This window comes from Paenibacillus anseongensis, assembly GCF_009757995.1.
Lineage (GTDB): Bacteria > Bacillota > Bacilli > Paenibacillales > NBRC-103111 > Paenibacillus_E > Paenibacillus_E chondroitinus.
This window is the reverse complement of sequence record NZ_WSEM01000039.1, coordinates 420867-442660: the sequence shown is the minus strand read 5'-3', so window position 1 is coordinate 442660 and position 21794 is coordinate 420867. Positions and strand designations below refer to the sequence as shown.

Genomic DNA, 21794 nt, shown 5'->3' with positions numbered 1-21794 from the left:
TTATCTACTAGGAGCAGTCCTTTTTATAATGACTGAATGATTATTTTTTCACACGTTCCCGTACGACTTTTTCAATAATTAATTTGTGTCCAAGCATGCCCATGAGACGAATAAGTCCAGTTGTTCTTCCGGAAATGATATGGCGATGGCCGTCGGCAACGTTGGTTCGAATTGAAAAGCGGTGAAAATGGTTGGGACCATTGCCAATGTTGAGTCCTGTTTGACCGGAGTAGGAATGCCTGTGTCCGTCCGCTGTCGTTGTAATGCCGCGGAAATTGTGACGGTGTCTGCCATTATCAGGAATGAACAAATCAGTCAAATTCCCAAAAGCATGTTGATGTCCTTGTACGCGAGTCGTCAAACCCTCCATTCGATGTTTGAACTGAACAGGTCCTTCGTCTCCTTGCTTGACTTTCGCCATGATCCCATCATCCTCTCGAAACAAGATGCTATTAATGTATGTACCGCTTTCATACTTGGCTTGGACAGACGACCAAAAAAGGACCTATTTCTGGGACCGGAATAGGACAAGTTGAATCTTGATAAGATGATAGAAAACACCAGCTTTATCATCCATCATGTATGTCGTAATAGAGTAGGAGTGGTTAAGTTGAGCGTAATAGGAAAGGGCATCCCAAGACTTGAATCCCGGGATAAGGTAACCGGTTTCGCTACATATACGAACGATACACAATCTCCAGGTATGCTGCATGGTTGGCTCGTGACCAGCCCCTATTCGCATGCGTTAATTTTATCGATTGATATTACGGATGCACTTGCAGTGAGCGGTGTTCACGCCATTGTTCGGGGAGAAGACTCCCCCGTCCTAACAGGTACTCTTCTAGCAGACCGCCCGCCGCTCGCCTGGAAGAAAGTGAGGTATTACGGCGAGCCGATTGCCGTCGTTGTGGCGGAAACGGAGCAGATTGCCAAGCACGCTGCAGCCTGTATACGAGTGAAATACGAACAGCTACCTGTTGTTCATTCACCCAGTGTTGCCTTACAACAGAATGCTTCATTAATACATGAAGATTTGGGCAGCTATCAAAAGTTCGGTGATGTGTATCCTGTTCCAGGAACCAACATCGGCAATTTAGTCAAAATCAGAAAAGGTGACATGGCCTCAGGCTGGGCAGCAAGTGAAACGACAGTGGAAGGAACATATGCGTTCAATTCGTCAGATCATTGCGCGATGGAACCGCGTTGTGCCATCGTTGAAGCAAAGCCAAGCGGTTTAATCAACATTCAAACGTCGACGCAAGATCCTTTTATGATAAAACGTGCCTTTGAGCGCTTTTTTCAAGTGGAGCAGTCCAAGGTGATCGTGCATGTGCCTTTTGTAGGCGGCGGATTTGGCGGCAAGGGCTCCATTCAATTAGAATACATGGCGTATCTGGCATCCAAAGCTTGCGGCGGCCGTCCTGTCAAAATCAATAATTCTCGTGAAACGGACATGGTCAGTTCCCCTTGTCACATTGGCCTGGAAGCGAAAGTCAAGCTCGGCGCTACCCGAGACGGCAGATTAACCGCAGCTGAAATTACGTTTTTATTTGATACAGGTGGCTATACAGACGAGGGAGCAACGGTGACCGTAGCGGGAGCAATCGACTGCACGGGGCCTTATCGTGTAGAAAACGTGTGGTGCGACTCTTTGTGTGTCTACACGAATCATCCTTATGCAACGGCATTTCGGGGATTTGGGCATACGGAAGCCCTTTATTGTATGGAGCGTACGATGGATATGCTTGCGAAGAAGCTCGGGATGGATCCTTTGGATTTGCGGTTTCGCAATGCAATCCAGCCAGGCGATACGACGCCAACGCAAGCACCCCTTACACGAAGTTCGGTGGGGGATCTACCGTTATGCATTAGCAAGTTGAAGACGCTGATCGAGTGGGATCAGGGTCAATGTACAAAGGTTGACCGTGATAAAGTCAGGGTGAAAGGGATGGCCTGTGTGTGGAAAGCCTCGGGCTCTGGCATCGATACCGGAAGCGGGGCTACGATCACATTCAATCACGACGGCAGCGCGAATCTCAGCGTAGGATCGATTGAGATAGGCCAAGGTAACCGTACCGTCATGGCGCAGATCCTGGCCGAGCAGCTGGATATGGATGTGAAGGATGTTCATGTCAAAATGGATGTGGATACCCAAATCACACCTGAGCATTGGAAAACAGTGTCAAGCAGCAGTACGATGATGGTCGGTCGTGCTGTTCAGGACGCAGCTGAAGATGTAATCGCCCAGCTGAAAGCTAATGCATCAATCGTTCTACAAGTACTTCCCCAAGATCTCGCAGTCGGCCGAGGCATGATTTATGTCAAAGACGACCCGATCGTCAGTCTTAAAGTCAGTGAAGTGGTTAGCGGCTACGAATATCCGAATGGCAGTGCTTCGGGCAAACCGGTTATCGGCCGTGGCAGATACCGTGTCCATGATATTACAAGGCTTGATCCCGAAACGGGGAAAGGCATCCCAAGCCAACAGTGGACCGTTGGTGCACAAGCCGTTGAAGTTGAATTTGATACTCGCGAATGTACATACCGTGTTCTTCGGGCGGCATCTGTTTTTGACGCGGGAAAAGTAATTAATGAAGCCACCGCACGCGGGCAGGTGGTAGGCGGAATGAACATGGGGTTGAGCTTTGCCACGCGTGAAGGATTTCTGTTTAATCAGGCGGGGCAAGTGCTTAATCCGCAGCTGCGGTCTTATAAATTGACCCGGTTCGGGGATCATCCGGAGTACTTGGTTGAATTTGTCGAGACGCCGTTCACAGAAGGTCCCTTTGGTGCCCGCGGCGTTGGGGAGCATGGAACCATAGGGATGGCTCCTGCTCTGGCAAACGCCTTATCGCTTGCAGCCGGTATTGAATTGAACGTACTGCCTTTGACACCAGAGGTAATCTGGCAATTAATGGGGAGGAGCCAATGATTTCATTTGACTTTGAATACTATAAGCCAGCTACCTTTGATGAAGCAGTATCGATCTTTCAGAACATGGAAGCAAACGGTAAAGCGCCCTTGTATTATGCCGGTGGGACTGAAATCATCTCCATGGCACGTATGGATCAGCTCCGCACAGGTGCGGTGATTGACATGAAAGGGATTCCCGAATGCCGCGTATTTCAATTTCATCATAATCAGCTCGTCATTGGCGCAGCACTTACACTCAATGAGCTTGTGGAAACCCCTTTGTTTCCACTGCTTGCGGACACTGTTCAAGACATCGCCGATCATACCATTCGCAATAAAATTACAATCGGCGGCCTCTTATGTGGAAAGTTCATTTATCGCGAGGGTCTGCTGCCTTTTCTCCTAGCGGAGAGCGAGGTTATTTTGGTAGGCCCTAGCGGCGTGCGTCAAATCCCCATTCGCCAAATTTTGAATGGAGAGCCGCGATTGGAGCCGGGTGAACTTCTTGTCCAAATCATAACCGATGCCAATTATTTGGAAATGCCTTATGTGACGATAAAGAAGACCAAATTGGAACGAATCGATTATCCAATCGTGCGCATAGCTGGACTCCATACAGGAGAAAGGATTCGTATTGCTTTCAGTGGAGTCAGCTCGATACCTTTTCGATCAAAGAAAATCGAAGAAATTTTAAACGATACCTCACTTACTTTGGAAACTCGCGTAGATAACGCCATTCAATGGTGGCCTGTGCCGATTTTGAATGACATTCTCAGCACTGCCGCTTATCGGACATTTGTGCTTCGCAACACACTATTGGATGTTATGGCAGCTCTGGAACAGGGGAGGCGATGAGGATGAGCGGGACGTTCAAAAGTGAAGTTGAATTCGTTGTCAACGAGAAGCGACATCACGCTGTTATTCGATCCGCGGATACGCTATTGCGAGTGCTGCGCGAGCAATTGGGGCTAACTGGAGCAAAAGAGGGCTGCGAAAATGGCGATTGCGGTGCATGTACGGTGAATGTGGATGGGGTCCCAATCAAATCGTGCCTGATGTTGGCCATTGAAGCTCCGGGATGCAGCATCACGACGATTGAAGGCTTAGGCGGAGATGCGCCCATGCAAAGGGCTTTCGTCGAACATTTTGCTTTTCAGTGCGGATTCTGTACACCGGGTTACATAATGGTCGCACATGCTTTGAGCCAGCAATGCCCCAATGCGAGTGAAGACGTGATGCGAAGATGGCTGCAATCCAATATTTGCCGCTGCACAAGTTATGAGGAGATTGGGAAGGCTGTCAGGTCTGTGATCTCGAACTCGCAGAAATAAGTGAATTGGAAATTGAAGGGAACTACGATCCTCTATTTTCATGAAAACCTACTTCATCCACAGAGTGGGGGAACTACAGTTCGTTATTTTGTCATTTTCAGCTGATAATCCAGCTGTGGAGGACAAATAAGTGCCTGTAGTTCCGCTCAACCTTCAAAATAGCTCGTAATTCTCCAGATAGAGGACCACAGTTCCCTTCATGCTCCCAAATTAGGTGCGGAAGCTCGGTTTGTTTTTATGAAAGGAAATGAAAGGGTGAAGTTAGAATTCATTAGTATGCCAAACAATAAGGAGGATCCTGAAAAGATAGACGGATCAGGGTAAGAGCAAATATGTCATCCATTATCTTATTTCGCGGGAAAGCTGGGACAGGCAAAACAACCTTATCTAATGAACTTGGCAAAAGGCTTAAGACAGCTGTGCTTCATAAAGATGATATTTATGATGCTGTCGCAAAGGACGTCTTCACACATGAGGCGAGAAATCAGATCTGTTTTGATTTTCTGTATCGGTTTCTTGAAACGGTTATTGCGACGGAAGCTGATGTCATTCTTGATTATGGGTTTAATCACTCGGATGATGTGTTGAAGTTTAAGCATTGGATCGAGGAAAGAGGAGGAAAGCTGGAGTCCTTGCACTGCATATGTAGTGATGAGTCCACTTGGGCGCAGCGACTTGCTGAGAGGAGCAAAGCGCCAAAGGCCAATCAATTAATAACCGATTTAGATAAATTGAAGGAACATTATAAGCATGTTAGATTGGAATTTTTGGAGGGTGAACTTGTTTTGGACACGGTTCATCCTATCGATTCATTACTGGATCAAGTTTTCAAGTCTCTTTGAATGAGATACTATAATTCATGTAGATATAACAAATTTAGGAGGCAATGGAATGAATAAAATCGAGCTTTTGCTTCATGGATGGGATAGCTGCTATGAGAATGAGGACTGGTATCCGCCGCTTACGGATGCACTCCAAGGTTTGACTGCCGAGCAGGCCAACTGGCGGCCGGAAGGCGAGTATGTGAATACGATTGCAGAGAATTTAAATCATTTAATATTTTATAAAGAACGATTGTTGTATAGAATGACTGGACAAGAGTCCGAGTATCCGGATATGACGAATGATGATACGTTTGTTGTGGCATCTACTTCAAACGAGACATGGGAGACAACTTTAACTCGTTTGCAAGCTGTCCACCAAGGTATTCGAGATCGGATCGCGCAGTGGGAGGAGCATGATTTTGAGCATGTGTATCCGAATCGTTCGCAGTCCGTTGGGCGTTGGGTGAACAGTCTGATCATGCACGATGCTTATCACACAGGACAAATTATGTTTATCCGGAAGCTGCAGGGATCCTGGCCTTCTCGTCGTTCATTTGAATAAAAAATAAGTGTAAGGCTTGGCGGAGATTGACTCGTCAGGCTTTTTGCATTGTTTATAGAGGGATTTGCCGTTTTAGTTCGAATAAAGAAAATAACTGATTGTAAGGAGGTCTCGTTGAGACATGAATATGGACATGACATTGCCCCTAGCGGCACCAGAGCAACTGGGGATAAATGGTGATAAATTACAGCTTGCCTTCCAACTGTTGGATCGTGAAGAGGCAGCAGGAGAAATACCAGGTGGCGTGGCCATTGTGGGGCGAAAAGGGACTATCGCAGGGACGTATGCCGTGGGTCACTCGGTTATTTCGGACGATACGAAGTTGAAAGTAAGTGAAGATACGATTTATGACTGTGCTTCTTTGACCAAAGTGATGGCGACACTTCCCTTGATTATGCAGCTGATCGATCGTGGCGAGCTGCGCCTCAGGGACCCCATCACCCGGTTCTTCCCTGAATTCTCTGGGAATGGGAAGGATGAGGTGACGGTGAAACATTTATTGTCACACACATCCGGGCTGCAGGCTTTCAAGGATTTGCATTCACATGGCTGGACACCAGAGCAAATTAAGGCTGCTGTGCTTGGAGAGAGTCTGAGTCATGCTTGCGGGAGCAGTTATGCGTACAGTGATTTTAACTATATCATTCTTGGCGAATTGGCTGCGAAGCTGTTTAGCATGCCGCTGGATGAGGCCGCTAACCGATATGTGTTTGAACCGCTGGGGATGCACGATACGGGTTATTGTCCGGCGAAAGAATTACAGCCCCGCATAGCGGCAACGGAATTCATGGACGGCGCCTATCGATGGGGCGAAGTGCATGACGAGAACGCATGGGCAATGGGAGGCGTCAGCGGGCATGCCGGTGTTTTCTCAACGGCGATGGATGTTGCGAAATATGCCGCCATGTGGCTGAACCATGGAAAGCCTGCCGCTGACGGCCATGGCCATGTGCTGTCAAGTGCATCCGTTGCAGCAGCTACGCGAAGCTACACAGAAGACAAGGTAAATGCTAACCGTGGCCTTGGTTGGGTGCTGAAGGGGGATGTCTGGGACGCTTCGGGGGATTTGTTTTCCTCGCTTAGCTACGGGCACACGGGGTTCACAGGGACCAGCATTTGGATGGATCCCCAAAGCAGCGTTTTCGCTGTATTATTAACCAACCGTGTGCACTTTGGACGCGAGAAGTCTGTCGTACGGCTGAGGGATTGCTTTCATAATGCCATTGCCGCATCTATTGAAGCATAAAGGTGGAAAAAGTACCAGATGAGGTGGAATCGCTTCATTGATAAGGGATTGGCGCTGCTTGATAATCAGGATAGGAAGTAAATCTCATTGTTGGGGGAGCGAATCGCCATGAGTATCGTCCACACAGGTCACCAAGTCCACATCACATCCGAGCAGATGAAGCATTATCAGGAGCAAGGCTATATCATTTTTGAAAACCTTTTTTCAGGGGAAGAGATGGATCGTATTCGGGGTATCATTGACGGCTTCGACGAGGCTTCAGAGAAAGCCTTGCGCGCGAAAGGGAAGGAATTCATCAGCAGATCAGGTCAAATTAATTTTACTGCAAATTTGAATTTCCTAAGCGCAGAGCTGCAGCAATTTATTGCAGATCAGCGTTTTGTTGATATCACGACAACGATCTTAGGTCCAGACATTAAGCTGTACTGGGATCAGTCGGTGTACAAACGTCCGGAAGCAAGCAAAGACTTCCCCTGGCATCAGGATAACGGATATGTACCGACGGAGCCGATCCACTATGTCACTTGCTGGCTAGCGCTTGAAGACGCTACCGTTGATAACGGTTGTATCTGGGTTCAGCCAGGCACGCACTTGGATGGTTTCGTGGAGCATGTGAAAACAGATCTCGGCTGGGTTTGTTATTTTGGAGAAGAAACGGGCATACCGGTTGAACTGAAAAAAGGCAGCTTGGTTGCCTTCCATTCCTTGCTCTTCCATCGCAGTACGCCAAACTTAAGCAAAACGCAGACACGCAAAGGTTATGTGGTGCAGTACTCGGTGGACGGGTCTTTTAATCCGAATACCGGTCAAGTATTCAAGAACGGACCGTTGATTGCAAAAGACGGAAAGTCTGCGTATGAAGGTTTTGTAACTAGAGAGAATTGTTTCTAATGGATCTAGGCAATGCCCGGGAAATCGGTTAAGTTGAACCTATGAGGTGAATGTCAATGTCAACGAAACCGCACGAATGGGTAGAAGGGCCATGGTCCGTTCAGCTGCACAGTGTGAATCGATCGCCGTATGCCAAGCTTCATATGGAAAATCGCAGTTTTCCGAATTGGATCATTAGTTATGTGAAAACCGGTCATGTCACGACAGGCACAGGAGGCGAAACACATACGGCTAAAGCGGGTGATGTGATGCTACATCCACCTGGGCTGCCATTTTCAGAGCACGCGGATGTTGGCGGTGTTCACTTATGGATGCAGGTTAGCATTCTGTGCTCCCATCAATTCGACCTCCTGATGCTCTATCGCGTCTCACCGGTTATTACCCTGCCTGAGCCTGCCCGTTATGAGGCTGTATTCGCCAAATTGCTTGCCGATTGGGGGAATCGGGAGCTGTCTTTTCGTGACTTGAAAATCACAACTTCGATGCTGCAGTTAACCGAAATGATTCTGACCGGTTGGGAAAAAGCAGGGAATCCGGAGCGTTCAAGCGCATACAGCTCATCCGGCGACCGCTTCGCCCGGTTAACTGGACAGATGTCCATGCGGCTGGAAGAGAGGCTGACCAGAGAGGAACTCGCGTCGCTCGTTTGTCTGAGTGCGAACTACATGGACAGAGCGTTTCAGCAGCAGTTTGGACTAACACCTATGCAAATGCTGCGAGATATGCGCCTTAAGCGTGCCAAACAGCTGCTCGAAATGAGCGAAGAGACACTCGAAACTATTGCCGCACGATGCGGATTCACGGATGCGTCCTATTTATGCAAACAATTTAAGAAAGAGTATGGTGTTCTTCCTGGGGAATATCGCGAGTCTGTCCAATACAAACAATTCGAAAATGTGTATGGTTAGGGTGAAGTCATGCAGGAGCAACTAGATGAATTGGTTCGTCATTATTTTGAGGAAGCGGATTATGAGACGGAGGCCGTTCCGTTTGGACTTACCAATTTAACAAAAATAGTTACGCTAAACGACCAAAGGTATGTTCTCCGTGTTTATAACCGGCATACAAAGCATGCAGAGGGTATCGAGTTTGAATCAATAGTGACGTCATTTTTAGCGAACAAAGAGCTGTCTTTTCAAGTGCCTGAATTTCTTCCAACTTTAAGCGGGGACGATTATGTTCGATTGTCTGGCGGAAGCTTAGGCGCACTTGTCGTCTTTCTTGAAGGCACGAATCACGTGCTTGCAAATGTCCATGATGCCGCTGAATTCGGGCGTGTTGCTGGTGAAATGAGCCAGGTACTCCAGCGATTTGATAGAAGTGGGCTCGATTATCAAGGAATATCATTTGGGGATTATTACAATCTTCATCCGCTTGCAGATCAAAACGCTGTTGCCGCTTTTATTGAAAATCCATCGTTTCATATTCCAGAAGCGAGTTTGAATTTTTATATAACCAAGGTCGAATTCGTTGGAAACAGACTTAGTGAGATACAAAAACTTCCTGTACAGCTTGTTCATCATGATTTGTTAATCTTTAATTTGTTAGCTCAAAACAACCGAATCTGCGGCGTACTGGATTTTGATTTTATATCGGTGGATACAAGCTTTATGGAGTTTGCGATTTGTTTCAATCATATTTTACAGATGTCGAATGGTTCCTTAGAGATGGCAGAAGGTTTTGTTAAAAGTTATTCCGTTTACAGAACGCACAGCTTGCAAGAGATTGAGCAACTGCGGAATTTAACTCAGGTGTATCATCTCGCAGTGCTGCACATCTACATCGGCCAGCATTATGCGGGCATCGACATCCAACATAACTTCACCTACATTATGAATCAATTCATACATAGAGATATGTGGTTAAAGGAGCATGGCAAAACAATTGAGCAGATGCTGATAGCTTATTTGGTTGGGTGAATCTCATAGATTCAAAAAAAAGGCTATCCCTCAGTCAGTGTTGACTTAGGGACAGCCCTTCTTTTTTACCAGGCGTACGCTCGTGGAGCATCTCCGCCGGGACCCGGGAAGATTTCATCTAACTTGCTTAATGTGGAAGCATCGAGTTGGATGTCAACCACACGTAATGTATTTTGGAATTGCTCCAACGTACGAGGTCCGATAATCGGTGCCGTCATGGCCGGATGGACGAGGGTCCAAGCCAAGGCTACATTCGCTTCGCTCTCGCCGAGTTCTTTGCATAAGGCGGAGAAAGCTTCCAGCTTGGCGCGATGTTTTTCGACACGCTCAGGGTTGCTCGCGCGCTTCGAACCATTGACTGGATTTAATGCGTTACCGCCAAGCAGACCTCCATCGAGCGGACTCCAAGCGATAACGCCAATGCCCAGCTCCTCAGCAGCCGGAAGGACTTCCAGCTCAGGCAATCTGCAAAGTAAGCTGTATTTATGCTGCTCGGACACAAGGCCAAGGAGATGACGGGATTTGGCTTCATATTGCGCTTTCACCAGATCGCGCCCGGCGAAGTTGCTGGAGCCGACGTAACCAATTTTGCCTTGGTACACAGGAACTTGAAAGGCTTCCCAGAGCTCATCCCAAGATACATTACGATCTACGTGATGCATCTGGTACAGCTCGATATGATCGGTTTGAAGGCGACGTAAGGAGGCGTCCAAGTGACGGCGCAACTTATAAGCAGATAACCCGCTTTCACGGTTCGGTCCATCATTAGCGTCATGCATATCACCATAGAATTTCGTGGCGATAACAGTCTTCTCACGGCGGTTGCCGCCTTGAGCGAACCATCGACCGATAATTTCTTCGGTGCGGCCTGAATTTTCGCCCCATCCATATATATTGGCTGTATCAAAAAAGTTGATTCCAGCATCTAAAGCAGCATCCATGATGCGAAAAGCTTCTTGTTCATCGGTGTCTACACCAAAGTTCATCGTTCCCAAGCACAATTGGCTCACTTTCAAGCCTGAACGTCCCAAATAACTGTATTTCATCGTGATCTCCTCCATTAAAGGTAAGGTTGGGCAAAGCTTGTTCTAATCTATCACTCCCATCTTACTAGATTCTTAGACGGGGCAGAAGTACGCACTTTTCTTTTATTTAGTAGACATTGTGATACCTACTCACTTAAAGGTAAGCGCTTATTTGTAGCCGTAATTTAGCAATAATGCTATGATGGGAAAGTTACCTATTACGGAATGAAGGTGTAGAAATGAGTACATTAACTAAAGCAATTCTACTAGCAGCCAAAGCGCACGACGGCCAAACCGATAAGGGCGGAAATCCCTACATCTTGCATCCGATTCGATTAGCAAGCAAAGCCAAAACGACGGAAGAATCCATTGTAGCCGTCTTACACGATGTCGTTGAGGATTCAAATATGACCTTATTTGATCTGAAAAATGAAGGATTTAGTTCAAACGTCATTGCAGCGCTGGATTGCCTGACGAGGCGAGCGGATGAAAGCTACGAGGGGTTTATTAAACGAATTAAACTCAACCCGCTTGCCTCGAAGGTGAAGCTTCTGGATCTGGAAGATAACTGCGATATCAACCGAATTCCGCAGCCCACAGACGCTGATTATGCAAGAATCGATAGATACAAAAAAGCGATCGCTGAGCTCAAGTTTTAGACGCGCAGAACACTCCGTTCCACTTAGGAATGCGAGTGTTTTTTTGTCTCTTTTTGTCGTAAAAAGAAATAAAAATTCACGCTGTTATTTGTGCAATAAAATAAAGTTTCAAAATCTATTGACCCTCCAATTCTTTTTCAATAGTATAAAAACAATAGTCATTCTACGGATTGGAAAGGATGACAACTTAACAGGGAGGGGGGCGATCGAAATGGCCATTTCTAAGGTGCATAAGTTCCGATTAGCCCTTTTTTGGCGGCTTTTTACCAACTATTTTATTGTGATTTTGATTCCCGTTATTGTTGCCAGCATCCTTGCACATGTGCTTGCCGTCCGCACGATTGAGAAGGATGCCGAAAAGCTGAATGATGTCGTGATCAGCCATTTTTCCAAGCAAACCGATACGGCCCTAGATTCTCTCAAAACCAATATGATCAATATGCTCAGTTCATCGAATGTAACCGGTCTGCTAAGGGTTGTTGATGATTCACGGGAAAATCAGCAGCGATCGGATCAATTTTATGCTCTCAGAGAACAATTAATGAAGCTTCAGTCGGATAAATTGGTCTCAAAGGTATTTTTATATTTTGCCAATCATGACCTGGTGGCGGATGTCGATATTTATACGGATAAATCGTACTACTTTAACATGACTTATCCGCTTGATGAGCAGCAGAAGGCAGAATATCTCACCCATTTTACCGGTAAAAAAATGATGGATATCATAGACTCGCGTACGCTCGGGATGTCAGCCGTTATGAGTTATCCGTTTAATACGGAGACTCCGGAAGTTTATCTGGTCGTGCATTTTGATCAGGACAAATTGAAAGAACAAATTTCGATCCCTGAGAAGTGGGTCACAGGTACGGCGATTGCTACGAGCCAAGGTGAAATTTTGAATCAGCACAGTCTGACGGATAAAGAGGTTAAAGCGGTGCTGGAGCATACGCGTTCGAAGGTTATTGAATCTCAATTCCTGGTCACGGATGAAATTGCCATGTCACTGGTGAAATCCCGGTTCAACGATGCTTGGTATTATGTGACCATCGCCGATCTTCGTACCTTGATGAAGCCCGCTTATATGACAAGATTGATTAGTTGGGGATTTCTGGTCTTTTTTCTCGTGGTGGGCAGCGTGGTGTCGTATTATTTAAGCCGTCGTTTGTATCGGCCGATTCAAGAAATCTCCAATGAAAATAAAGAGCTGTCCCAGCGAATGAACGGCATGTTCCCCTTGATGCAGGAGCTTTTTATCACCAAAATTTTGCAAGGGGAATATCAAGACGAGCTGTCTATCGCTTATTATGCGAAGGAAATTGATTTTACTTATGACAAGCAGGCCATGCGCACAGTGCTGTGTATTGCTTTTCACTATAACTCGGAGGTGTATGACCGGCTGTCGGAGACGACGAAATCTTTCATGTTCGTGGAGATCAAAGAACTGATTCGCAAATCCACCCCATCCATAGTCTGGTTATGTCAAACGAAACCGGATGTATTAGCTTGCGTGGTCACCCATGATACGTTCCTTCATCTAGGCGCGGAAGAGGCTGCGGACATTACGAAATTGGTGCTGGAGTCGTACAGCCAATATTTCAAAGCAACGATCGGCATCGGGAAAACCGTGAACGCCGCAGAAGAGCTGCATGAATCATATGAGCAAGCCTTATCTGTCCTGCAGAATCGCGGATTGGATGCGGATGTGGAAATATGCCGCGGACCGCTTGTAGGTGAACGGACACAGTGGGAAAGTTTTCTATCTGTCCAGGAAGTGAACCGCATCTTCAATCAGCACAAAACCAAGGAATATGAACGATTGCTGGAGTCTGTGCGTGAGAAGCTGGAGGACGGTAAACTCAAAAAAGCAACCGCCATGCAGGTCAAATATTTAAGCACGGACGTGTTGAATACATGGATTCGTGCGGTTGAAACTGAGCACAACGATTTCAATGTGCCATTTTTTTCCGGCTTGTACGATCGGCTGCATAGTTGTATGACGTGGGATGAATTGGATCAATGTTTCTTTGACATCCATCGTGTTTTATTCCGAACGGAGGAACCGGATCAGCGCACGCAGCAGTTTACGGAGATCCTGGATTATATTCACGAGCATTATAACGAGGAGCTTTCGATTGAATATTTTGCCGGGCTGCTCAACATGTCGAACGGGCATTTCAGCCGAACGTTTAAAGAGGCGATGGGCGAGAAATATGTGGAGTACATTGCCAAATACAGGCTTATGAAAGCGAAACAATTTTTGCTGGAGACGGACATGAAAATCGATGACATCGCGGAGAAAGTGGGCTACTGGGGACGTAATTCGTTTATTCGAACTTTTCGCAAATACGAAGGCATCACGCCGGCGAAATACCGCACGATGCATCATTAATGGATAGAGACTTCATTTTTTCCGAAGTCTCTATTTTTTCTTCAAGCATCGAAAAACCGCTAATAAACCGCAGAAAATCGGGCTTGCAAAAAAAGAGACATGAGGTAATTATGCGATCTTTACGCGAATGCTCCGGTCTCGGTATAGTAAGGCCATCAACTTCCGAAAGGAGGAGGGGGGAGGCAGTATGCAGCAGCGTAATGGGATATGGTACGTATTGAAGAAACATAAAGCGCTATATTTGTTAATGCTGCCGGGGATTTTATACTACATCATTTTCAAGTATGTGCCTATGTACGGGGTCGTCATTGCCTTTCAGGATTATTCAATCGGCAGAGGAATTTTGGGCAGTAAATTTGTAGGATTTAAACACTTTATTGAATTCTTTTATGTCAATCCGGATTCTTGGAAATTGATTCGCAATACGGTCATGTTAAATGTGTATGACCTGCTGTTTCATTTTCCGGCGCCGATCATTCTGGCCATCTTGTTTCACGAGTTGAAGAACAAAATGTTTAAACGCATCGCACAAAGCATCAGCTATATGCCGCACTTTTTATCAACGGTCGTTATAGCGGGAATTCTTGTCACGTTTCTATCGCCGCAAACCGGAATCATTAATTTCTTACTGGTGAAAGTATTTGGCATGGAGCCGATCTTATTCCTTGGGCTGCCTGAATGGTTCAGAGCGATCTATGTCTCCTCGGAAATATGGCAAAAAATCGGGTGGGGAACGATTCTTTACTTGGCGGCAATCGCCGGGATCGACCCGACCTTGTATGAGGCGGCGAAAATGGACGGAGCGAACCGTTATCACCAGATGCGTCATATCACCTTCATTGGCATGGTTCCCGTGATGATTATTTTGTTCGTTCTGACATTAGGACATTTTATGGAAACAGGGTTTCAGAAAATTTTGCTGTTATACAACTCCATGAACTACGAAACCTCTGATGTGATAAACACGTTCGTCTATCGGCGCGGGATCTTAGATGCAGACTTCAGCTTCGCAACAGCAGTCGGATTATTTCAGTCCGTCATAGGTCTCATTCTCGTCATTGGCGCAAATCGCATTGCTAGAAAACACTCAGAGACAAGCTTGTGGTAAAGGAGGAACTCTATTGAAAATCAAACAGTCAGCAGCCTCCGTCATTTTCGACACATTGAATTATACGGTTATGATCCTTCTTATGCTTGTAATGATATATCCGCTTGTCTATGTGTTTAGCGCTTCGATTAGCGACAATGCTTTGGTTTCGAGCGGTGATGTTCTGCTTTTTCCCAAGAAAGTAACGCTGGTCGCCTATAAGCAGTTGGCAGCCAATTCAGATCTATGGATCAGCTACTGGAATACGATCCGTTACACGGTCGTTCATGTCATTCTGACGTTGATTACAACGGCAGCTATGGCCTACCCTTTAGCGAAGAAATGGCTGCCCGGCCGCAAATTGATCTTGATGATGGCGGCATTCACGCTGCTGTTCAGCGGAGGGATGATCCCAACGTTTCTCGTTGTGCAAAAGCTGGGCATGTTGAACTCCATATGGGCCATCGTTCTGCCTTCGATGATCAGCACCTGGTATTTATTCATCATGCGGACGTTTTTTGAAGCTTTGCCGGAAGAGCTGGAAGATGCAGCAACGATTGACGGTTGTTCCTCGCTGCAGGTGTTTTTGCGAGTCGTTATGCCGCTCTCGATGCCTGTAATGGCCACAATCGGACTATTCACGGCTGTGAACCAGTGGAACGCTTTCTTCGATGCCCTCATTTATTTGAACGACCGCTCGATGTATCCCCTGCAAATTATGCTGCGCAACATCCTCGTAGCAGGTACAACGATTCAGGGCGAAGGTGATATGAGCCTGCTGCAAACCATGAAGTACGCGATCATTATGATGGCTACGCTCCCAATTCTGTGTGTGTACCCGTTCATTCAGAAATATTTCGTTCAGGGTACGATGATCGGCGGAATTAAAGGGTAAGATCGGATTGCGACTACAGCTAGTAACTACGGTTTTAAAACAGTATAAAACAGCCTTTTAAACACATTGGGGAGGTTTTTCCATGAAAAAAAGAACAGTAGCAGCAGCAGTATCCGCCGTTATGCTTTCCAGCTTGGTCGCAGGTTGTACGAGTGGGTCAAAAGATACGCCTGTATCCGGGGATGGCAAAAAAGGAGAAGAGTCCAAGAAGCCGATCACTTTTTCATGGCTGGCATATGATCGTCCAGAAGGGAAAGTACGTCAAGACTGGGAAATTTTCAAGGAAATCGAAGCAAAAACCGGCGTGAAAGTGGAGTTTCAAGTGGTCAGTCAGGAAGGCCTGAAAGAGAAGAAACAGATCATGATCGCGACCAACGCGGTTACTGACTTCATTCAAGTGGATACACTGGAAGGCAGACAGCATGGACCGGACAAAGTGTTTCTGAATCTGAAGGATTACATGGATAAAGCCCCGAATATGAAGGCGTTTTTCGATAAATATCCAGAAGCCAAGGCTGTTGCAACGGGAGCTGACGGAGGGATTTATACTGTGCCGGTTATCGAGGGCGATGCGGAAGGCAAAGGGTTTAATTTTATCTGGTACACCCGTAAAGACATTATGGATAAATACGGCTTGAAAGCGCCGACGTCCGTGGAAGAATTTTACCAGTTCTTGAAAACGTTGAAGGAAAAACAGCCGGATACGTACCCTTTGATCAATAACGCAATTACAGGCGATACAGGGCTATTCACGACGTTCGGCAGAGCCTTCACTGGCATTCACGGCTTCTATAACGTTGATCCGGCTACGGATAAATATGCTTTTGCACCTTACCACAAAGGGTATAAGGACTCTCTGATCTTCCTCAACAAATTGTATAACGAAAAATTGCTGGATCCTGAATTCTCGATGATCACGCAAGCGCAGTGGGAGGAACGGATTCTAAAGGGCAAATCGTTGGTTACCTTCTTCTGGAAGGCCGATCTGGAAACGCTTATGGATAAAGGACGTAAAGCAGGAATTGCTGATTACACGCTGGATGCAATTCCACAGTTCGCTGCCGACGGCATTAAGAACTATCAATTCTCGCGTTCTGTTGTAGGCGCTACGGGTCGCGCGATCTCCGCCAAGGTCAAAGATAAAGACAGAGCCGTTCAATTCCTTGATTATTTGCTCAGCGAAGAAGGCTCGAACTACTTATCCCTAGGGATCGAGGGCAAAACCTATACGAAGCAAAACGGCGTACCTGTGTACAACAAGGATTTCGGTGCATCGCCATTTACAACATTGCGGAAAGATTGGGGTGTCTGGTATGACATGATTACGCTGGACAACGCCAAATCCCGCGCAGTATGGGAAAGCGGCTTAAGCGATAAAAGTAAAGCGATTAACAAGCTCTATGAATCGGTTATTATCCCGGCACCGAAGCAGATCGTTAAAACCAGTGAAGAGTTGGAGCTGGAGAAATCGAAGCTGAACAATTTGAACAAGTATTTGGAACAAAAGCTGACGGAATTCGTTTCTGGTAAAACACCGATTAACGATAAAACATGGCAAGAATTTATTGATCAAACGAAAAAGCTTGGCGCAGATGACCTGCTGAATATGTACAATGCCGCTTACACGCGCACATACGGCAAAAAATAATCGCACTGGTACTGTAAGGGGGCCCATTCACTCAAAACGGGCCTCCGAAATGGAGGGGTGAAGATGGCCGAAAAGATGAAGGTCATTGATGTGGATGTCCATAATGAGCAAAACGATTCCGATCTGCTGCCGTATTTGGCTGAGCCTTGGCGTTCACGCGTTGCAGCTACAGGAATCGGATATTCCGGGTCAGGTTACTACTCGCCGGTTGGCGTCATGAAGAAAGACGCTATTCCGCCGGGCGGGGGCAAAGCGGGTTCTGACCCGGATCTGATGATTAAACAGCTGCTGGAAGGTTATAACGTTGAATACTGCATACTAACGGGAGTTGTGTATAACATTTCTACGACGCATGATGCGGACTTTGCAGCTGTGATTTGTTCAGCGTATAACGACTTTTTGGCGGCTGAGTGGCTTGGCAAGCATAAAGCGTTTAAGGGCGCTTTGGCTGTCGCCACGCAGGATCCCTATCTCGCTGCAAGAGAGATTGACCGGATGGGAGGGCATCCCGACTTCGTCGAGGTGATGATTTCCAGTGCGGCGCGCGCGCCTCTCGGCCAACGCCAATTCCATCCGATTTATGAGGCGGCGGAACGCAATGGTCTCCCTATCGCACTCCATCCCGGAGCGGAGGGCGGCGGCGGTTCAACAGCACCTACGGCGGCTGGATATCCATCCCGTTACATTGAGTGGCATACCTGTCTGTCTCAAATGTTCATGGCTCATCTCGTATCGATGGTATGCGAAGGGGTTTTCGAGAAATTCCCTCGACTGAAAGTCGTGCTGACCGAGGGTGGAATTGCTTGGCTGCCGCATCTGATGTGGAGGCTGGATAAGAATTATAAAGCGCTGCGTTCCATGGTCCCATGGCTCAAGAAGATGCCGAGTCAATACATTCGCGAGCATTGCTATTTGACGACGCAGCCCATCGAAGAGCCGGACAATCCGCAGCACTTGATTGATTTATTCAATATGATCGATGCAGAGAATATGATTCTCTATTCAAGCGATTATCCGCATTGGGATTTCGATTCTCCGGATATGATACTGCGAAGATTAAAGCCCGAAGCCAAGAGGAAAATCTTTTATGAAAACGCCAAAAGCTTATATAACCTTTAATTTGATGGAGGAGCATATGACGGTACATTATGTGCTTGGTGTAGACGAAGTTCCCGAAGGCGGGCACGCCGTCGTCACAATCGAGGGAAAAAGTATCGGCGTCTACCGAATTAACGGTGCCTATTACGCAATCAACAACTATTGTCCGCATCAAGGCGCGCCAATGTGTGCTGGACTCGTCTCTGGAACGACGCTCCCTTCAGACGTCTACGAATATGAGTATGGTAAAAAAGGGGAGATCCTGCGTTGCCCTTGGCATGGCTGGGAATTCGATATTCGAACGGGCAAGTCGCTGTTCAGCGAGAAGATTTGGTTGAAAACGTTTGAAGTCAGCGTACTTGACGGCAGAATCGGCGTTCAATTGCAACGAACATAATGCTGGAGAAGATGAGGGATCGGAGAGGGCTGAAGCAGCCTTTTCGGTCCTTTTTTATTCAAAGCTTTTCGCAGGAAAAACAAGTACCTGAAGCGAATGAAGTTCCATACAAAACGTATCCATAAAGGAGTTCATCTCATGAATTTATTAATTGTGGAAGACGAAGTTCGCCTTAGAAATGCGCTGGCCAACAACATTCCGTGGGACAAACACGGAATTGAAGTCGTCGGACAAGCAGGGAACGGGATGGAAGCGCTGCGGTTCATCGATCGCAAAAAGCCGGAAATTATTTTGCTCGATCTACAGATGCCGGAGATGGATGGGTTAACCTTGGCGAAACAGCTTCGTCAGAGTGATCCTTTTTTGAAAATCATCGTGTTAAGTGGACATGATGATTTCGCTTATGCGCAGGAGGCGCTTTCGATAGGCGTCATGAAGTATTTGCTGAAGCCAGCTGGCGACGAGGAAATTTTGGAGACGGTACTTGAAGCGGCTGAAAAGCTGAGATCAGAACTGGAGCAGCGCCATAACGAGGATGAGCTGAAGCAGAGATGGGAGCAGCATCTTCCATATTTGGTGAACGATTTTTTGCAAGGATGGCTGAAAGGTAAATTCGAGTTGTGGGAGATTGAGCAGCGAAGCAAATACCTTCAAATGGATATGCCGAAGGACGCGCAATTTGCAGTGGCAGTCGTTGATATGGACCCGCTGCCGGATACGGAGACTCGATTCAGCAGAAAAGATATGTCCTTGCTCCAGTTTTCACTGGGAAGCATCGTTCAGGAATATTTGCAATCCACTCGCTGTTGGGTGGTTTCGGATTATGCGGGTTATATAGTTGTCGTGTATAAGCTTTCAGGGGATGAGGCTCCAAAGGAAGCCCTGCAAAAGATAAATGTGTTGACGGAGAAGCTGCTTTTTACCGTCTTAAGCTGCCTTAGACTTACGGCGAGCGCGGGCATAAGCGGGACGATAGGCGGTTGCGAGGATCTTAACAAGCTGTACGTGCAGGCTGTCAGGGCACTGCAGAACCGGATTATGCTGGGTCACGATCTCGCTATACCCTATCAAGAAGTACATGGGAGAGAGCCGGAGTTCGTGCTGCAGCCAAATTTGGAGAAAGCGTTGGAGATCGCTCTTGAAACGGGAGAAGACGATAAGGCGGGCGATATGCTATCCACACTATGGGAGGGAGGCATGGCCAAAGCGGAAACCATTGAGGAAATTCATGAGCATATATTATATTTCGAAAGTCTTTTTGTACGTATGATTCAAAAACAGGGATGGTCCGTGCGGGAGGTCGCAGGAGAAGACTATATTTATTTTCACAATCACCGGGAGCTGATGGTCAAAGAGCAAATTTTCATTTGGCTGCAAAGGATGATCAAAGCTTATTTAAGCTATGCCAGAGAACGTCGGAAATCAACAAGCCACGATATGATCAAAACGATTCTAAGCCTCGTGGAAAATGAAATCGACCAGGAGATGACGCTGCATGCCGTCGCTGATCGACTGTATGTCAATTCCTCTTATTTAAGCCGTTTGTTCAAGCAGGAAACCGGGAAAGCGTTCTCGACCTATGTGATGGAAAGAAAAATGGAGCGGGCAAAGGCTACGCTGCAAGAAGGCGTTCGCGTTTATGATGCTGCTGCCGCCGTCGGGTACCGGGATGTGAGTTATTTTACAAGAGTATTCCGTAAATATTGGGGGGTAACCCCCGGGGAAGTTCGATCTTAATTTCCTCTTCCTTTCTGAATAGAACCTTCTCCCTTATTGGAGGAGGTTTTTTTGTTCCACTTGTGAAGCCGTGACTCAATCGAGAAGTACTGAAAGTACCAAAACAAGTAATATTACTCTAATTCGCATTAAATCGGCGGATGATACACTAAATCTATAACTGACAGACAAGAAGGAGCGGGCAGCTTGAGAGAATCTACCGCAACGGAGGAAACTGTTATGCTTACGCCAAATAACGCAAAAAAGAGCTATACACGGCGATTGTGGATCGATATCCGGAAGGATTGGGATCTATATCTGGCTCTCATCCCCGGTATCGCATTTCTGCTGATTTTTAAATACACGCCGATGTACGGGATTATTATTGCTTTCAAGGATTTCAATATTTTTGAAGGCATGTCCGCAAGTCCTTGGGTAGGATGGAAGCATTTCGAGAAATTATTGTCCTCCGATAGCTTTTTGCAGGTATTTCAGAATACGTTAGCCATCTCGATTTATAAAATCGTCTTTCTTTTTCCGCTTCCAATCGTAATCGCCATCCTGCTGAATGAATTGAAAAATATGGTGTTCAAGCGAAGTGTCCAAACGGTAATTTATTTGCCTCATTTCCTATCTTGGGTTATTGTCAGCGGCTTGTTCATCGATTTACTTTCCACCAACGGCGGTGTCGTTAATAAAATAATCGTCGCTTTGGGCGGCGAACCCGTTCGCTTTTTTCTGGACAGCCATATCTTCCGATCGGTTCTGGTATCATCCGCAGGCTGGAAGGAGACGGGCTGGAATACGATTATCTACTTGGCTGCTCTGGCCAGCATCGACCCAGGGCTCTATGAATCGGCGAAAATCGATGGAGCCAACAGGTGGAAACAAATCCTCCATATTACGCTTCCTGGCTTACTCCCTATCATCTTATTGATGTTTATTCTCCGGCTTGGTTACGTTTTGGAAGCGGGGACGGAACAAGTTCTCGTTATGTACAATCCGAGCGTCTATAACGTAGCTGACGTAATTGGCACCTATGTATACCGGGTCGGTTTAGGCGAGCAGGATTACAGTTTTTCAACCGCTGTCGGTGTGTTTGAATCGGTGGTTGCCTTTATTTTAATACTTAGCGGAAATCATTTGGCGCGAAAGTTTTTTGGACGTGGGATTTGGTAAACGGGAGAAAGGTGG

At 46.6% G+C, this 21794-nt stretch carries 20 protein-coding genes; 18 read left to right on the top strand and 2 right to left on the bottom strand.

The window, feature by feature from the left end; translation table 11 throughout:
* Nucleotides 1-40: 40 nt before the first annotated feature.
* Entirely contained in the window at nt 41-421 is a 381-nt protein-coding gene (locus GON05_RS37220; protein ID WP_157326499.1) for a YmaF family protein, read from the bottom strand.
* Between the two features lie 189 nt (nt 422-610).
* Here GON05_RS37220 and GON05_RS37215 point away from each other — a divergent pair, with 189 nt between their 5' ends.
* From GON05_RS37215 to GON05_RS37175, 9 genes are all read left to right on the top strand, one after another.
* A complete protein-coding gene (locus GON05_RS37215) occupies nt 611-2932 on the top strand; it encodes a xanthine dehydrogenase family protein molybdopterin-binding subunit (RefSeq protein ID WP_246239752.1) in 2322 nt (773 codons plus the stop codon).
* Nucleotides 2929-3768, top strand: coding sequence for an FAD binding domain-containing protein (locus GON05_RS37210; RefSeq protein WP_157326498.1), 840 nt, complete (start codon nt 2929-2931; stop codon nt 3766-3768). The genes GON05_RS37215 and GON05_RS37210 overlap by 4 nt, the downstream gene beginning before the upstream one ends.
* Before the next feature lie 2 nt (nt 3769-3770).
* Nucleotides 3771-4244 carry a (2Fe-2S)-binding protein gene (locus GON05_RS37205; RefSeq protein WP_157326497.1) on the top strand — a complete coding sequence of 158 codons (474 nt, stop codon included), beginning with the start codon at nt 3771-3773 and terminating at the stop codon, nt 4242-4244.
* A gap of 332 nt (nt 4245-4576) precedes the next feature.
* Complete coding sequence (locus tag GON05_RS37200; RefSeq protein ID WP_157326496.1) at nt 4577-5086, top strand: P-loop nucleotide/nucleoside kinase family protein; 510 nt, start codon at nt 4577-4579, stop codon at nt 5084-5086.
* A 49-nt stretch (nt 5087-5135) separates the two neighbouring features.
* Nucleotides 5136-5630: a DinB family protein gene (locus GON05_RS37195; protein ID WP_157326495.1), complete on the top strand. Its 495-nt coding sequence runs from the start codon at nt 5136-5138 to the stop codon at nt 5628-5630.
* 121 nt (nt 5631-5751) lie between these two features.
* Entirely contained in the window at nt 5752-6876 is a 1125-nt protein-coding gene (locus GON05_RS37190; protein WP_246239751.1) for a serine hydrolase domain-containing protein, read from the top strand.
* A 108-nt stretch (nt 6877-6984) separates the two neighbouring features.
* The gene (locus GON05_RS37185) at nt 6985-7767 is read left to right on the top strand and encodes a phytanoyl-CoA dioxygenase family protein (protein WP_157326494.1); all 783 of its coding nucleotides are present in this window, start codon (nt 6985-6987) and stop codon (nt 7765-7767) included.
* A 56-nt stretch (nt 7768-7823) separates the two neighbouring features.
* Complete coding sequence (locus GON05_RS37180; protein ID WP_181646475.1) at nt 7824-8675, top strand: helix-turn-helix domain-containing protein; 852 nt, start codon at nt 7824-7826, stop codon at nt 8673-8675.
* Between the two features lie 9 nt (nt 8676-8684).
* Entirely contained in the window at nt 8685-9686 is a 1002-nt protein-coding gene (locus tag GON05_RS37175; protein WP_157326492.1) for a phosphotransferase enzyme family protein, read from the top strand.
* Nucleotides 9687-9751: 65 nt separating this feature from the next.
* Here the strand turns inward: GON05_RS37175 and GON05_RS37170 are convergent, their stop codons facing one another.
* Nucleotides 9752-10732: an aldo/keto reductase gene (locus tag GON05_RS37170; RefSeq protein ID WP_157326491.1), complete on the bottom strand. Its 981-nt coding sequence runs from the start codon at nt 10730-10732 to the stop codon at nt 9752-9754.
* Between the two features lie 218 nt (nt 10733-10950).
* Here GON05_RS37170 and GON05_RS37165 point away from each other — a divergent pair, with 218 nt between their 5' ends.
* The 9 genes from GON05_RS37165 (at nt 10951) to GON05_RS37125 (ending at nt 21779) form a co-directional block, all read left to right on the top strand.
* Nucleotides 10951-11370, top strand: a complete 420-nt coding sequence (locus tag GON05_RS37165) for an HD domain-containing protein (RefSeq protein ID WP_127457467.1) — start codon at nt 10951-10953, stop codon at nt 11368-11370.
* Between the two features lie 211 nt (nt 11371-11581).
* Entirely contained in the window at nt 11582-13759 is a 2178-nt protein-coding gene (locus tag GON05_RS37160; RefSeq protein WP_157326490.1) for a helix-turn-helix domain-containing protein, read from the top strand.
* A gap of 187 nt (nt 13760-13946) precedes the next feature.
* Nucleotides 13947-14867, top strand: a complete 921-nt coding sequence (locus GON05_RS37155) for an ABC transporter permease (protein ID WP_157326489.1) — start codon at nt 13947-13949, stop codon at nt 14865-14867.
* Nucleotides 14868-14880: 13 nt separating this feature from the next.
* Nucleotides 14881-15741, top strand: coding sequence for a carbohydrate ABC transporter permease (locus tag GON05_RS37150; RefSeq protein WP_157326488.1), 861 nt, complete (start codon nt 14881-14883; stop codon nt 15739-15741).
* Between the two features lie 82 nt (nt 15742-15823).
* On the top strand, nt 15824-17389 hold the full coding sequence (locus GON05_RS37145; protein ID WP_127457470.1) for an extracellular solute-binding protein: 1566 nt from the start codon (nt 15824-15826) through the stop codon (nt 17387-17389).
* Between the two features lie 63 nt (nt 17390-17452).
* A complete protein-coding gene (locus tag GON05_RS37140) occupies nt 17453-18508 on the top strand; it encodes an amidohydrolase family protein (protein WP_157326487.1) in 1056 nt (351 codons plus the stop codon).
* A gap of 16 nt (nt 18509-18524) precedes the next feature.
* On the top strand, nt 18525-18884 hold the full coding sequence (locus tag GON05_RS37135; RefSeq protein WP_157326691.1) for a Rieske (2Fe-2S) protein: 360 nt from the start codon (nt 18525-18527) through the stop codon (nt 18882-18884).
* A gap of 138 nt (nt 18885-19022) precedes the next feature.
* A complete protein-coding gene (locus GON05_RS37130) occupies nt 19023-20621 on the top strand; it encodes a response regulator (protein WP_157326486.1) in 1599 nt (532 codons plus the stop codon).
* A 219-nt stretch (nt 20622-20840) separates the two neighbouring features.
* Nucleotides 20841-21779, top strand: a complete 939-nt coding sequence (locus tag GON05_RS37125; RefSeq protein ID WP_157326690.1) for an ABC transporter permease — start codon at nt 20841-20843, stop codon at nt 21777-21779.
* The last annotated feature ends 15 nt before the right edge of the window (nt 21780-21794 follow it).

Bases quoted from the DNA above. Each gene is read 5' to 3' on its own strand.
- GON05_RS37205 (WP_157326497.1), top strand. From the start codon at position 3,771: ATGAGCGGGACGTTCAAAAGTGAAGTTGAATTCGTTGTCAACGAGAAG.
- GON05_RS37145 (WP_127457470.1), top strand. From the start codon at position 15,824: ATGAAAAAAAGAACAGTAGCAGCAGCAGTATCCGCCGTTATGCTTTCC.
- GON05_RS37220 (WP_157326499.1), bottom strand. From the start codon at position 421: ATGGCGAAAGTCAAGCAAGGAGACGAAGGACCTGTTCAGTTCAAACAT.
- GON05_RS37125 (WP_157326690.1), top strand. From the start codon at position 20,841: ATGCTTACGCCAAATAACGCAAAAAAGAGCTATACACGGCGATTGTGG.
- GON05_RS37165 (WP_127457467.1), top strand. From the start codon at position 10,951: ATGAGTACATTAACTAAAGCAATTCTACTAGCAGCCAAAGCGCACGAC.
- GON05_RS37170 (WP_157326491.1), bottom strand. From the start codon at position 10,732: ATGAAATACAGTTATTTGGGACGTTCAGGCTTGAAAGTGAGCCAATTG.
- GON05_RS37160 (WP_157326490.1), top strand. From the start codon at position 11,582: ATGGCCATTTCTAAGGTGCATAAGTTCCGATTAGCCCTTTTTTGGCGG.
- GON05_RS37190 (WP_246239751.1), top strand. From the start codon at position 5,752: ATGAATATGGACATGACATTGCCCCTAGCGGCACCAGAGCAACTGGGG.
- GON05_RS37175 (WP_157326492.1), top strand. From the start codon at position 8,685: ATGCAGGAGCAACTAGATGAATTGGTTCGTCATTATTTTGAGGAAGCG.
- GON05_RS37130 (WP_157326486.1), top strand. From the start codon at position 19,023: ATGAATTTATTAATTGTGGAAGACGAAGTTCGCCTTAGAAATGCGCTG.
- GON05_RS37180 (WP_181646475.1), top strand. From the start codon at position 7,824: ATGTCAACGAAACCGCACGAATGGGTAGAAGGGCCATGGTCCGTTCAG.
- GON05_RS37210 (WP_157326498.1), top strand. From the start codon at position 2,929: ATGATTTCATTTGACTTTGAATACTATAAGCCAGCTACCTTTGATGAA.
- GON05_RS37195 (WP_157326495.1), top strand. From the start codon at position 5,136: ATGAATAAAATCGAGCTTTTGCTTCATGGATGGGATAGCTGCTATGAG.
- GON05_RS37155 (WP_157326489.1), top strand. From the start codon at position 13,947: ATGCAGCAGCGTAATGGGATATGGTACGTATTGAAGAAACATAAAGCG.
- GON05_RS37185 (WP_157326494.1), top strand. From the start codon at position 6,985: ATGAGTATCGTCCACACAGGTCACCAAGTCCACATCACATCCGAGCAG.
- GON05_RS37200 (WP_157326496.1), top strand. From the start codon at position 4,577: ATGTCATCCATTATCTTATTTCGCGGGAAAGCTGGGACAGGCAAAACA.
- GON05_RS37135 (WP_157326691.1), top strand. From the start codon at position 18,525: ATGACGGTACATTATGTGCTTGGTGTAGACGAAGTTCCCGAAGGCGGG.
- GON05_RS37140 (WP_157326487.1), top strand. From the start codon at position 17,453: ATGGCCGAAAAGATGAAGGTCATTGATGTGGATGTCCATAATGAGCAA.